Origin of the sequence: Thermicanus aegyptius DSM 12793 (genome assembly GCF_000510645.1) — a bacterium.
Classification (GTDB): Bacteria; Bacillota; Bacilli; order Thermicanales; family Thermicanaceae; genus Thermicanus; species Thermicanus aegyptius.
In genome coordinates this window covers 1,752,375-1,766,539 of sequence record NZ_KI783301.1, presented here as the reverse complement: position 1 = coordinate 1,766,539, position 14,165 = coordinate 1,752,375, and the positions used below count along the sequence as shown (strand labels likewise).

The following is a 14,165-nucleotide window of genomic DNA, read 5'->3' as shown; positions in this document are numbered from 1 at the left end:
GCAAGACAAATCACGATCTGTTCATTATCGTCTGCCGTTTCATACATGTTTTTCTCTTTAAAAATCCACATTTTGGCTTAAATCAATCGACCCATAAATCGGTCGTGATCTTCCTTCATAAAGCTTCGATAGATCTCGGTATCCATTCCTTACAGCTTGAGAAAAACCGCCCCTGCAATGAGCAAAGAGAGGATGATCCCGGAAACCCCCATGGCAAAACCGCTGACGCTCCCTTGCATTTCATTTTCCTGCAGCAAGCGGGCGGTTCCGATCCCATGAGCCGCCGTTCCCATGGCGGTGCCTATAGCCACATCCTCCTTAATCCCGCATCTTCTCAAGATAAAAGGCCCCACCACGCTTCCGATCAATCCTGCAAGAACGGTAAATAGTCCCGCCAATTCTGGGATTCCTCCGATGAAACGGCTTAATTCCACCGAAATAGGAGTCGTGACGCTTTTAGGAAGCATCGAGAGAATCACTTCCTTGGACCCTTTCATAAGAAAGAGAATAAAAAAAACGGAAAGAAGGCCCGCCAAATGGCCTAACGTAATCGCCGCAAATAGAGAGATAAAATGCTTACGAATGGAGGAAAAATGTTTATAGATGGGTACGGCTAAGGCAACGGTGGCTGGACCAAGAAGAAAAGAAAGCATCTCTCCCCCCTTCGCATAAGCCTCATAAGGGATTCCTGAAAAAAGGAGGAAAAGAATAATTCCCCCCACCGTGAGGAGTAAAGGATGAATTTGAGGCTTTCGCTTTGCCACCTCTTGAGATAAAAAATAAAAGAGAAGAGTAATGGTAATGCCAAAGAGGGGAGTATCAAACATCTAGGTTCCCCTCCCCATCCAGGGTTCCGGCGCCCATCTCCGCTTTAATTTTTCGTCCGGTGAAGATCTTCACCATCCAGCCCGTAGAAATAAGGACCACTAAGGTGCTTCCCAAAAGGCTCACCGTAATGGGCAATAACTCCGATTGGTACTTCGGGAAAAGAGGCATGATTCCGACGATGACAGGTGCAAAAAAAAGAAGCATAGAACGGTTAAGAATCTCCGCCTCCTTCTCAACCCACTCTAATTTGACCCATCCCAAAAATAAGGACATGGTGAGAAGTATTAAGCCGTTTACATTCCCAGGCAAGGGAAGAACGGTTTTTTGCAGAAGATGCCCTAGAAAGTAAAAAAGAAAAATAAGCACAATTCCTCGCACAGAATCCTCTCCCCTCCTATTTCATTTTTATTATTCACCAATTTTTCGCTTCTCTTTTGTCTCTTTCATGAGGTATAATGAACTTTGCGGCTACCTATTCATTATAACAAACATAAGAAGTGAGGGAAGAGATTGAAGTCATTCAAAGCTTTTTTATTTGACTTAGACGGAGTTTTGGTGGATACCGCAAAATATCATTTCCTCGCTTGGAAACGCCTCGCCAATGAGTTAGGCTTCGATTTTACCGAGGAACAAAATGAACGGCTTAAAGGAGTAAGTCGCATGCGTTCCCTTGAAATTCTGCTTGAAATCGGTAACATAGAAGTGGGCGTGGAAAAAAAGGAGGAATTGGCGTCTAAGAAGAATGAATGGTATGTGGAGTATATCTCAACGATGGATCCTTCGCAGATCCTCCCTGGAGTAAAAGAATTTCTTCAAGAATTAAAAAATGCAGGAAAGAAAACCGCCCTTGGCTCCGCCAGCAAAAACGCGATGACCATCGTAACAAACACAGGTCTTCTCCCCTATTTTGATGCGGTGATCGATGGCACGAAAGTGACAAAAGCAAAGCCGGATCCCGAAGTTTTTTTACTCGGTGCCAAGGAGCTCGATGTTGAGCCGAAAGAATGTGTAGTTTTTGAAGATGCCGAGGCAGGCATTGAGGCTGCTAAGCGAGCTGGGATGTACGCGGTAGGAATCGGTTCTTATCAACGCTTGAGTAAAGCCGATTTGGTCATCCCCTCGTTAAATGGGTTTACATTGCTTGATTTAGAAAAAAAGCTATAATTTTTTTTCTTTATTTGCGCAAACGTTTGCTCTAAAAGGAAGGAGAATCGCTGGATGAAGAAGTACATTAAAGTGGATGAGTGGAAGATCATCGAGGAAGGTTTTGATCCGAAAAATCATCTGGTATCGGAAAGCCTGTTCAGCCTGGGAAACGGGCATATGGGGCAACGGGCCAATTTTGAAGAAACCTACTCGGGAGAATCGCTGCAAGGAAGCTATATGGCGGGGGTTTACTATCCCGACAAAACGAGGGTGGGTTGGTGGAAGATCGGCTATCCCGAATATTTTGCCAAAGTAATCAACTCCACCAATTGGATTGGATTGCGCCTTCTCTTTGATGGGGAAGAATTAGATCTGGCCCGGGTTCATGTTAAAGATTTTACCCGGATTTTAAACATGAAAGAAGGCTATCTTGAACGGAATTTTATCGCCCTATTTTCCGGTGGCCGGGAAGTTGAAGTGAATGCGATCCGTTTTTTAAGCATCGCGCGTCCTGAAATCGGCGTGATATCTTATTCGATAAAGCCCCTCAATTTCTCAGGAAATCTAAAGATCATTCTCTATTTAGACGGAGATGTGAGGAATCAGGATGCCAATTATGATGAGAAATTTTGGGTGGAAAACCACAGAACCATCGATACGGCAGAAGCGATTCTTACCATGAGAACAAAGAAACTTGATTTTTATTTAACTTCCGCGATGCGTTGTAAAATAATACAGGGGAATCAACCCCTCTCCCTTTCCCCACTTCTTCATTCCAAAGAAAAATATCTCGCCTATGAGTTTAACCTTCCCATGATTCAAGGCGAAAGGACGTCCATTGAAAAATATGTGGCCAATGTCACCTCAAGGGATTATCCGGTTGATAGTTTGGAAAATGTAGGTAGACTTCGGGTGCAGGAAGCTTTTGGAATCGGCTACTCTTCCCTTTTAGAGGAGCAAAGAGAGGCTTGGGCTAAAAAATGGCAGGATAGCGACATCGTGATCGAAGGAGACTCTGAAGCCCAACAGGGGATTCGCTTCAATATTTTCCAACTTCATCAAACTTATACCGGCGACGACCCTCGCTTAAATATCGGGCCAAAAGGATTTACCGGGGAAAAATATGGGGGAAGCACCTATTGGGACACGGAAGCGTACTGTCTCCCCTTTTACCTCAGCACGGCCGATTCCCATATCGCCAGGAACCTTCTCCTTTACCGTTATAACCATCTAGAAAAGGCGAAAGAAAATGCGAGGAAACTCGGCTTTAAAAAAGGTGCCCTCTATCCCATGGTGACGATGAACGGTGAGGAATGCCATAATGAATGGGAGATCACATTTGAGGAGATTCATCGCAACGGAGCGATCGCCTACGCCATTTATAATTATGTCCATTATACCGGGGACAACGCCTATTTACCCCAGTATGGCTTAGAGGTTTTGATCGAGATCTCCCGCTTTTGGGAAGAACGGATTCAATATACCGAGCACAAAGGTTATGTCATTTTAGGGGTTACCGGCCCCAACGAATACGAAAACAACGTGAACAATAACTGGTATACAAACCGAATCGCCGCATGGACCCTCCAGTATACCCTAGAAACCCTTGAATTTGTGAGAAAAGAATATCCCGAACGATATGAGGAGATGATGGAGAAGACGAAGCTTCGGGAGGAAGAAACCGAGAAATGGAAAGAAATGATTGAGAAGATGTACTACCCTGTTGATGAAAACCGGGGTATTTTCCTACAACAAGACGGATTTTTAGATAAGGAATTAAAAACGGTGGATCAATTAGATCCCAAAGAGCGTCCTATTAACCAGCACTGGTCCTGGGACCGCATTCTACGCTCCTGCTATATTAAACAAGCGGATGTCCTCCAAGGGTTATTTTTTCTCGGCGATCAGTATGACCTTGAAACAAAAAGAAGGAATTTCGACTTTTATGAGCCGATGACCGTCCATGAATCCTCCCTCTCCCCCTGTGTTCACTCCATCCTGGCCAGTGAATTGGGATATAAAGAGAAAGCGTATGAGCTTTATCTCCGAACTGCCCGTTTGGACCTGGAGAATTACAATCATGACACGGAGGATGGGTTGCATATCACAAGCATGGCAGGTACATGGATGTCGGTGGTGATGGGTTTTGGAGGCCTACGGGTTCGCAATGGACGACTCGTCTTAAATCCTTATACCCCGGATCATTGGAAGGGATTCTCCTTCAAAATTCTTTTCCGGGGCTCTCGATTAAAGGTGACGGTGACGAAGGAAAAGGTCCTCCTCCGCAATGAGACGGAAACCCCCGCAGATCTTCTCATCTTTGGCAATGAATACACGATTGGAGCTCAGGGGGAATTGGAGATCGCTCTCCAGCAAAGGACGAAAGCGGAGATATAAATCGAATCCATCGGAAATTGAAGTAAAGATGACCTCTTCAAGAAATGATTTTAGGACGAAAGCAATCTAGGAGCAAAGAAAAAGGAAGCTGTTCCAGCTTCCCTTTTCTTTACCCATTTAAAGTGAAACCATCCGGGTTCATTCGACGAGGATTACTCCTCTCTTTCAGGAATTGAAGTTAAACCACCTTCTCAATCTCCTCTTCTTTCTCGCTCTTGGTCATATAGTGATTTCTAAAAGCGACTAAGGCGGCTTCATCGTGGGTATGGCCGTTCCTCTTATATCTTTCAATCGCTTCAACCATCGCCTTATACTCCACAGGAATGATCTTCACGAATTGGGGGAGGTATTGATCCCAGTTTTCTAAGACTTCTGCTGCCTTTTTGCTGCCCGTATAATGATAGTGGTTTTCGATCATTTGTTTTACTCGACCAATCTCCCTAGAATCCGTAAGGGTTTCAAAGAGAATCAAATCCTGGTTGGTTCGTCTTTTAAGTTCCTCCAAATCTGTGGTTAAGAGGTATGCGATGCCGCCGGACATCCCTGCAGCGAAATTCTTACCCACCGATCCGAGAATGACAACCCGGCCTCCTGTCATATATTCCAATCCATGATCGCCAACTCCTTCAACCACCGCCTTCATCCCACTATTACGGACACAGAATCGTTCTCCTGCCACACCGGCAATATACGCCTCTCCAGCGGTTGCGCCATAGAAGGCTACGTTTCCGATCAATACGTTTTCCTCTGCAGGGAGGTTCCATTCCGCTGGAGGTGTGATGATCATCTTGCCTCCAGATAGCCCCTTCCCTACATAATCGTTGGCTTCCCCTTCGAGACGGAGGGTGATCCCGTGGGGGAGAAAAGCGCCGAAACTCTGGCCCGCAGCGCCATAGAAATTAAGACGGATCAAGTCTTCAGGAAGCCCTGCCTCTCCATACCTTCGTGTTAATTCGCTTCCCAGTATCGTACCGACCGTGCGGTTGGTATTATTGATCTTTAGATCGATGGAGACGGGATAACGTTCCTTAAGCGCTTCTTCCGCCAGTGGGAGAAGTACCTTCATATCGAGGGTCTCTTCCAGATGGTACTCCTGCTCCCGCTTTTTGTAACGCCCCACCGATTCAGGGACTTCAGGTTGATACAACAAAGCGGAAAAGTCGAGACTTTGCGCCTTCCAATGTCTTTTTGCCCTTTCGCTGACCTGTAGTACATCGGTTCGCCCAATCATCTCATCAATGGTTCTAAACCCTAACTGAGCCATAATCTCCCGTACTTCCTGGGCGACAAAGCGCATAAAGTTGATGAGGTGTTCCGGTTTCCCTTTGAATCGTTTCCTCAGCTCAGGATTTTGCGTGGCAATCCCGACAGGGCAGGTATCGTTATGGCAAACCCTAGCCATCGCACAACCTAATGCAATCAGGGGGGCCGTGGAGAACCCGTACTCTTCCGCACCCAACAGAGCCGCGATTATCACATCCCGACCTGTCAAGAGCTTTCCATCCGTTTCTAACCTAACCCTATCCCGAAGACCATTTAAAAGGAGGGTCTGGTGAGTCTCCGCAAGACCAATCTCCCATGGAAACCCGGCGTGACGAATGCTGGTTAAAGGAGAGGCTCCCGTCCCGCCGTCATAACCACTAATCAGGATGGTATCGGCCAGTCCTTTGGCAACCCCGGCAGCGATCGTACCTACTCCCGGCTTGGAAACCAATTTCACGCTAATCTTCGCATCGCGATTTGCATTCTTTAAATCGTAGATCAATTGGGCCAGGTCCTCAATGGAATAAATATCATGATGAGGGGGTGGAGAAATTAGCCCTACTCCGGGAGTGGAACGGCGCACCTGGGCAATCCATGGATATACCTTCTTCCCGGGCAATTGCCCTCCTTCTCCAGGTTTTGCACCTTGAGCCATCTTAATTTGCAGTTCTTTTGCATTGACCAGATAGTGACTGTTGACACCAAATCGTCCGGAAGCCACCTGTTTAATGGCGCTGCTTCGGGAATCACCGGAAGCATCCGGCACATACCGTTTCGGATCCTCCCCGCCTTCCCCGCTATTGCTCTTCCCACCAATCCGGTTCATGGCGATCGCCAATGTTTCATGAACCTCTTGACTTAACGCTCCGTAGGACATGGCCCCTGTCTTAAAGCGGGTTAAGATCGACTCGATTGATTCCACTTCCTCAAGGGGAACCGGTGTGGAGGAAGGTTTTAGATCCAGCAGATGGCGAATAAAGAAGGGTTTCTCATTCTGCACTAGCTCCGTATACTTCTTATACAGTTCATAATCCCCTTTTCTAACCGCTTGCTGTAAGGTCTGGTTCGTCTTTGGAACGAAGACATGCTCTTCCCCATTTTTTCGATATTGCAGCTCCCCGCCTACGTCTAAGGCCAGATCTTCGCGATCCGAATAAGCATTTTGATGACGCATCAACGTCTCCTTTGCGATCGTTTCGAGGGAGATTCCCCCGATGGGAGAGGCGGTACGGGTAAAGTATTTCTCGATTACATCCTTCGAAATGCCGATGGCATCGAAGATCTGGGCACCCCTATAGCTTTGAATAGAAGATATACCCATTTTGGACATGACTTTTAAGATTCCATCGGTTACCGCCTTTAGGTAATTTTTCTCCGCTTGTTCATAATCGATTCCTTGCAATTCACCGTTCTCGATCAACGAACGAATCGTTGCAAAAGAGAGATAGGGGTAAATCGCATCCGCTCCATACCCAACCAAAACAGAGAAATGATGAACCTCCCTTGCTTCCCCTGTCTCGAGGAGGAGGCTTACTTTCATTCTCGTTCCCCGACGGATCAGATGATGATGAAGTCCGCTGACGGCAAGAAGAGAAGGGATGGGAGCCAATTCTTTATTCATCGCCCGATCACTGAGGAGAAGGAGGGTATATCCCTCGAGGATCGCTTCATCCGCCTCTTTGAAGAGTTGTTCCAGCGCCTTTTCTAAACCTTTCTCTCCTTCCGAGACGGGAAAGAGAATATCTAACTTTTTCAGTCGGAATGCCGGATCATCCAGATTCTTAAGGCTTAGCAATTCACTCCCGGTCAAAAGGGGGCGCTCGATCCGAATACGGCGGGCATTTTCAGGCCTCGGCCGTAAAAGATTTCCCTCGGCTCCAAGCAAAGTGGATGTAGAAGTAACCAATTCTTCCCTTAATGCATCGATGGGAGGATTGGTTACTTGGGCAAAAGATTGTTTAAAATAATGGAACAAAAGCTGCGGCCGGTCTGACAAAACAGCGAGGGGAGCATCATAACCCATCGATCCTACAGGATCTTTCCCCTCCCGGGCCATCGGAATGAGAAGCTTATCCAGTTCTTCACGGGTATAGCCGTGAGCCACTTGATGGCGTAACAAAATCTGATCTTCGACGAGAAGGTCGGCTTTCACCTGTGGAAGATCCTTCAAGGTCATTCTGTTTTCCTTAAGCCATACTTCATACGGTTTCTCCGTAGCTACCTTCTTCTTGATCTCCGCATCAAAAAGGATCTCTCCCGATCTTACATCTACCCATATCATCTTTCCCGGGCCTAGTTTCCCTTTATGTTTCACCTGGGCAGGAGGCGTTTCTATCACCCCTGCTTCCGAAGAAAAATAGATCCATCCATCCTTCGTGATGGTGTACCGTGCGGGACGAAGGCCATTCCGATCCAGCATCGCCCCGATTTCGTTTCCGTCGGTAAAACAAATGGCCGTCGGCCCATCCCATGGTTCCATCAAATTACTGTGATACTCATAAAAAGCTTTCTTTTCGGGCGTAATGTTCGGATCTTTTTCCCACGGCTCGGGAATCATCATCATCGCCGCGTGGGGCAAAGAACGCCCACTCAAATAGAAAAATTCCAATGCATTATCCAACATGGCAGAATCGCTGCCGTCTACATCAAGGACCGGAATCACTTTAGAAAGTTCATCGCCAAAAACTTCGGATTGAAAACTCTTTTCTCTAGCCAACATCCAGTTAATATTACCTCTTAAGGTGTTGATCTCGCCGTTATGAACAAGGTATCGGTTCGGATGAGCCCGCTCCCAGCTGGGGAAAGTATTCGTGCTATACCTGGAATGAACCATGATGAAAGGAGTTGTAAACTTTTCCTCTCGTAGATCGAGATAAAAGGCGGTGATCTGAGCAGGTGTCAGCATTCCTTTATAAACGATGGTACGACTCGAAAGACTGGCAAAGTAAAAAGAATGGGGAAAAGAAGAGTTTTTGACCCAATTCTCCGCCTGTTTCCTAACCAGGAACAGTTTCCGCTCCAAATCCAATTCACTGGCGAGAGGAAATTTATACCTTAGAAAGAGCTGCCTGATAAAGGGCATGCTCTTTTTCGCCCCTTCTCCAATAGAAGATGGATCGACGGGCACCGTCCTCCACCAGAGGATCTCAAAGCCTTCCTTTTCTGCAATTTCGACAATTTTTTCCTCTTGTTTTATCCGAAGCGATTCCTCCTGAGGAAAAAAAATCATCCCTATTCCATAGGAACCGGCCTTCGGAAGATGAATCCCTACCTTCTTAGCTTCTTCTAGGAAATAGTGGTGGGGGATCCGGACCAGGATCCCTGCTCCATCCCCTGTATTGGGATCACTTCCCTTCCCACCTCTATGATCTAATCTGGTTAACATCTCTATTCCGCTCTTTAAGACTTCGTGGGAGGAATCGCCACCCAATCGGGCGATAAATCCGATTCCGCAAGCGTCATGCTCAAAGAACGGATCGTACAAACCTCTTTGTTGAAAAAACTGATGGTTCATGATCCACACCCCTTCTTCCAGAGCGTCCCTCTTTTTTTATAAGGACAAACCCTGAGAAACTATTTATCATTCTCTCTTTTCTTTACCTCATAGTATATGTATAATTAATCATACAAACAATATATTATTTAGATAAGTTTAATCGAACAATGAGATTGTTTGTGGTCAGAAGGGAGAAAAGATGGAACTGACGCAAATTCGTTATTTTATTGAGGTGGCAAAAAGAGAACATGTAACCGAAGCGGCTTTTGCCTTGAATGTGGCCCAATCGGCGATTAGCAGGCAGATCGCCAACCTTGAGGGAGAATTGGGAGTACAGCTGTTTATTCGTGAAGGGAGAAATGTTCGTTTAACGCCGGTGGGAAAGATGTTTTTAGAACATATGGAAAATGTGATGAAAGAGATTGAAAAAGCAAAACAGCAAATTGATGAGTTTCTAAATCCTGAAGAAGGAACGATCCGCATCGGCTTTCCCAGCAGCTTAGCCAGTTATACGCTTCCTACGGTCATCTCTGCCTTTAGAAGCCAACATCCGGGCATTCACTTCGAACTCAGACAAGGAATGATCAAGAATTTGATCGACTCCGTTCTCAACGCAGAGATTGATATGGCATTTGTCACCCCCGTACCAACCAATGATAAAGAATTAACCGGCTATATCCTTTTCACGGAACAAATGACGGCCCTGCTCCCCGCTACCCATCCCTTATCTACCGAGACGAGCCTTCGTCTTGACCAATTACGAAATGAACCGTTTGTATTATTCCGTTCCGGGATGTTCCTGCGTAAGATCGTCGATGATGCATGCAAGCAGATGGGATTTCAACCGAAGGTAGCATTTGAGGGGGAAGAAATTGATACCATAAAGGGACTGGTTGCGGCCGGATTAGGGGTAACCATCTTACCGGAGATCACCTTGATCGACAACATTCCAAGAGCATCGGTAAGAATCCCGATTTCAGAACCCGTCATCTCCCGAAACGTGGGAATCGTAGTTCCCAATCAACGGGATCTCTCTCCTTCCGAGAAACTCTTCTTACAATTTCTCATCCAATTTTTTGCTAGAATAAATCGATTTAATCACTAAATTTTTAAATGCTCCGGTCTCCATGGATAAGGCGGCTTTTTGAGCCGCCTTTTTAAAAAATGTGCTGTATAAATATACGTCATTATACATAATGATTCTCTCTTTGTGACGCTTAGGGGTTCGTTCGCACCCTTTCCTCGGCTAACCTCAATTGAACCGCCACTTGCTCCGGAGAGGTTCCTCCGTAGCTGTTTCGTGCAGCCATGACCTGCCTGGGATCGATCGCTTGATAAAGGTCCTCTTCAAATAAAGGGGAATAAGATCGATATTCATTCAAGGATAATTCAAGTAAACTTTTCTTCTTTGTAATCGCGTAATAAACGATCTTCCCGGTAATATCATGCGCCTCCCTGAAAGGTATCCCTTTCTTTGCCAAGTAATCGGCCAAGTCTGTCGCGTTTGAATAATCCGTACGTATCGCTTCCGCCATCCTCTCTTTCCTCACTTCCATCGTTCGCAAGAGGGGGGCTAAAATTTGAAGGGATTGTTCTATCGTGATTACCGTATCAAACATCCCTTCTTTATCTTCCTGAAGATCTTTATTGTAGGCGAGGGGTAGTCCTTTCATTACGGTTAGAAGCCCAATGAGATTCCCATAGACACGCCCTGTCTTTCCCCGAATCAGTTCCGGAACATCGGGATTCTTCTTTTGGGGCATAATGCTTGAACCGGTGCAGAAGGCGTCATCAATCTCGATAAACTGGAACTCCTGGCTAGACCAAAGAACCAATTCCTCAGCTAGCCGGGACAGGTGCATCATCAATATGGAAGAATTCGCTAAAAACTCCAAGATAAAATCCCGATCGCTTACGGCGTCAATGCTATTGGGATAGACAAAATCGAATCCTAATTTTTTTGCCGTCAAAAAACGATCAATGGGGAATGTGGTTCCTGCCAATGCCCCTGCTCCAAGAGGTAGCCAATTGACCCGCTTCAAGCTGTCTTTATATCTCTCCCGGTCTCGTTCAAACATCCAAAAATAGGCAAGAAGATGATGGGCAAATGAGATGGGCTGTGCCCGCTGTAAATGGGTATATCCAGGAAAAATGGTCTCTACATTTTTTTTCGCTTGCTCTACGATTTCCTTTTCCACCTGAAGGAGAAGGGATAGAATCTCATCGATTTTCTCTCGAAGATAGAGATGCATATCTGTGGCAACCTGATCATTCCTACTGCGGGCTGTATGAAGCTTTCCTGCCACAGGCCCAATCGCATCCAGCAGGGAGCGCTCGATATTCATATGGATATCTTCATCTTCCTGACGGTAATGGAGCTCCCCTTTTTCGGCCTTCCTCTTCATCTCCAACAACCCGTCTTTGATTTTCTTTACTTCCCCATCCGATAAGATTCCACACGACCCAAGCATCTCCACATGAGCAATGCTTCCTTCTATATCATAGGCGGCTAGTTTTTGGTCAAAAAAGATGGAGGCGGTAAATTGGTCAACCAATTGGTCTGTTTCCTTGCTGAAACGCCCCCCCCATAATTTATCCAATCGAACCCCTCCCGAACCTGCTGCGTTTGATCTTCCTTCGATGAAATGAACCATCATAAGTGGAACTTTAGCTTTTAACAAGATGATTGTCGATTTGGTTCACTAATTTCTCCCCTTTTACCTCCTTTTCCACTTCGCTAAATATACGGGTCGGAAGACCCCACAATTTAATAAATCCGACGGCTGCATTATGGTCGAAGAGGTCTCCCCTGGAATAGGTGGCCAATTCTTCATTGTAAAGGCTATACGGAGATTTCCGGCCTACAACCATGAATTGTCCTTTGAAAAGTTTCACCCGCAAGGTTCCTGTCACAACCTTTTGTGTTTCTTCAACAAACGCCTCCAACGCATTCCGAATGGGAGAATACCATAAGCCTTCATAGATAACTTTTCCCATGTGAAGGTCGATCATGGGTTTAAACTGTATAACCTCCCGTGGGAGAGTTAGAAACTCCAATTCTTTGTGGGCTTGAATCAGAATGACCGCCGCGGGATTTTCATACACTTCCCTGGATTTGATCCCAACCAGGCGATCCTCTATGTGGTCAATGCGGCCAATTCCGTGTTTTCCTCCAAGTTCGTTTAGCTTCTCAATGAGGGCAACCAGAGGAAGTTTCTCGCCGTTTAAGGAGACCGGAACGCCTTTGACAAACTCGATTTCGATATACTCGGGATGGTCCGGCGTTTTTTCGATGGGATTGGTCCAGGCAAACGCCTCTTCCGGAGCTTCACTCCATGGGTTTTCTAACACTCCTGCTTCGCAAGACCTTCCCCAGATGTTGGCATCAATGGAGAAAGGATTGTCAAGATCGACGGGAATCGGAATCCCATTCGCCTTTGCATACTCAATCTCCTCTTCCCGATTCATCCCCCACTCCCTTACCGGAGCAACCACTTTTAGCGAGGGATTTAGGGCATTGATGGAAACTTCAAACCGAACCTGGTCATTCCCCTTTCCGGTGCAGCCATGGGCCACCGCCACCGCCCCTTCTTTTTCCGCCACCTCGACGAGATACCTGGATATGAGGGGGCGGGAAAGGGAAGAATGAAGGGGATATTTCCCTTCATAAAGGGCATTTGCCTTTAATGCAGGAAGAATATATTCTTCGGCAAAGACCTCTTTTACATCGAGCACGATCGATTTAATGGCGCCAACGTTTAGTGCTTTTTGGCGGATCGCCTCCAGGTTTTTTCCTTCCCCCACATCTAAACTTAAGGCAATCACATCGTACCCGTACTTTTCTTGAATCCACTTGATTGAGACGGAAGTATCTAATCCGCCGGAATAGGCCAATACGATCTTTTCTTTCGCCATGAATTCTCTCTCCTTTTTCCGATGAATAGATTTTTAAAACAGGTGAAAAAAGCATAGCGGAAAATGATTTATGTTCCCATAAAGAGATGGAGGATCGCTTTGTGGGCGTGAAGCCGATTCTCCGCTTCTTCAAAGACGACCGAATGATCCCCGTCAATAATCTCTTCCGTCACCTCTTCTCCACGATGGGCAGGTAAACAATGGAGAAAGATATAGTCCGACTTGGCATATTGGACCAAGCGGCTGTTCACCTGGTATGGAGCAAGGAGAATTTTTCGTTTTTCGCTCTCCTCTTCCTGCCCCATGCTGGCCCACACATCGGTGATTACTACATCTGCCTCTGCCACCGCCTCTTCAGGCGATGTGGTTACCTGTACTGAACCTTCCGTCATGGATGAAATCCTCTTCGCTTGGTGAAATATCTCCGGATCCGGTTCAAACCCTGCAGGTGTACCAATCACCAGATGCATCCCGGTTAAGGCCGCGCCTTCTAATAGAGAGTGGGCCATGTTATTTTTGCCGTCTCCGACAAAAGCAACCTTTAAACCTTTTAAATCCCCCTTTACCTCTTTTATGGTTAAGAGATCGGCGAGAACCTGGGTGGGATGGTGTGTATCGGTTAAACCGTTAATGACGGGAACGGTGGCTTCCCTGGCCAATTCCTCTACCATCTCATGGGAGTAAGTACGAATCATGATCCCATCCACATAGCGGGAAAGAACTTTTCCGGTGTCATGAATGCTCTCTCCTCTCCCCAATTGCAAATCCCGGGAGCTTAAAAAAATTGCGTTCCCTCCGAGCTGGATCATTCCGGCTTCAAAAGAAACCCGGGTCCTTGTGGATGATTTTTCGAAGATCATCCCCAAGATTTTACCTGCAAGGAATGGATGGGGGATCCCTTCCTTTTTCATCCGTTTTAGTCGGGCTGCTTCCTCTAATAAGAGGTGTATTTCTGACGGTGTAAAATCGGAGAGTTTGAGAAAATCTTTCCCCTTAAAAGATGTTCCCAACCGCTTTCTCTCATTTTTTACTATCTCTGCACTTTGGAATGCGGTTCCCATTCTCCCCACCCCTTCATCATATCTGATATGGATTATAATACAACTAAACGGATAATTAT

At 46.2% G+C, this 14,165-nt stretch carries 9 protein-coding genes; 3 read left to right on the top strand and 6 right to left on the bottom strand.

The genetic code is table 11. The features are described 5' to 3' along the window. Window positions 1-149: 149 nt before the first annotated feature. On the bottom strand, window positions 150-827 hold the full coding sequence (locus THEAE_RS0109460; RefSeq protein WP_005586532.1) for an LrgB family protein: 678 nt from the start codon (window positions 825-827) through the stop codon (window positions 150-152). Beyond that, window positions 820-1,206: a CidA/LrgA family protein gene (locus THEAE_RS0109455; RefSeq protein ID WP_005586537.1), complete on the bottom strand. Its 387-nt coding sequence runs from the start codon at window positions 1,204-1,206 to the stop codon at window positions 820-822. Before THEAE_RS0109455 ends, THEAE_RS0109460 begins: the two co-directional genes overlap by 8 nt. Before the next feature lie 132 nt (window positions 1,207-1,338). Here THEAE_RS0109455 and pgmB point away from each other — a divergent pair, with 132 nt between their 5' ends. Then, a complete protein-coding gene (pgmB, locus tag THEAE_RS0109450) occupies window positions 1,339-1,992 on the top strand; it encodes a beta-phosphoglucomutase (protein ID WP_005586539.1) in 654 nt (217 codons plus the stop codon). A 54-nt stretch (window positions 1,993-2,046) separates the two neighbouring features. Beyond that, a complete protein-coding gene (locus THEAE_RS0109445) occupies window positions 2,047-4,371 on the top strand; it encodes a glycoside hydrolase family 65 protein (RefSeq protein ID WP_028987279.1) in 2,325 nt (774 codons plus the stop codon). 178 nt (window positions 4,372-4,549) lie between these two features. Here the strand turns inward: THEAE_RS0109445 and gltB are convergent, their stop codons facing one another. Continuing rightward, window positions 4,550-9,148 (bottom strand): glutamate synthase large subunit, encoded by a 4,599-nt coding sequence (gene gltB / locus THEAE_RS0109440; RefSeq protein ID WP_028987278.1) that lies wholly within the window; start codon window positions 9,146-9,148, stop codon window positions 4,550-4,552. Between the two features lie 181 nt (window positions 9,149-9,329). Between gltB and gltC the strand changes: the two genes are divergently transcribed. Further along, window positions 9,330-10,235, top strand: coding sequence for a glutamate biosynthesis transcriptional regulator GltC (gene gltC / locus THEAE_RS0109435; protein WP_028987277.1), 906 nt, complete (start codon window positions 9,330-9,332; stop codon window positions 10,233-10,235). Between the two features lie 112 nt (window positions 10,236-10,347). On the opposite strand, the gene argH is transcribed toward gltC, so the two are convergent. From argH to argF, 3 genes are all read right to left on the bottom strand, one after another. Beyond that, complete coding sequence (gene argH / locus THEAE_RS0109430) at window positions 10,348-11,730, bottom strand: argininosuccinate lyase (RefSeq protein ID WP_028987276.1); 1,383 nt, start codon at window positions 11,728-11,730, stop codon at window positions 10,348-10,350. A 67-nt stretch (window positions 11,731-11,797) separates the two neighbouring features. After that, complete coding sequence (locus THEAE_RS0109425) at window positions 11,798-13,045, bottom strand: argininosuccinate synthase (RefSeq protein ID WP_028987275.1); 1,248 nt, start codon at window positions 13,043-13,045, stop codon at window positions 11,798-11,800. A gap of 68 nt (window positions 13,046-13,113) precedes the next feature. Then, entirely contained in the window at window positions 13,114-14,106 is a 993-nt protein-coding gene (gene argF / locus THEAE_RS0109420) for an ornithine carbamoyltransferase (RefSeq protein ID WP_156920588.1), read from the bottom strand. Between the last annotated feature and the right edge of the window lie 59 nt (window positions 14,107-14,165).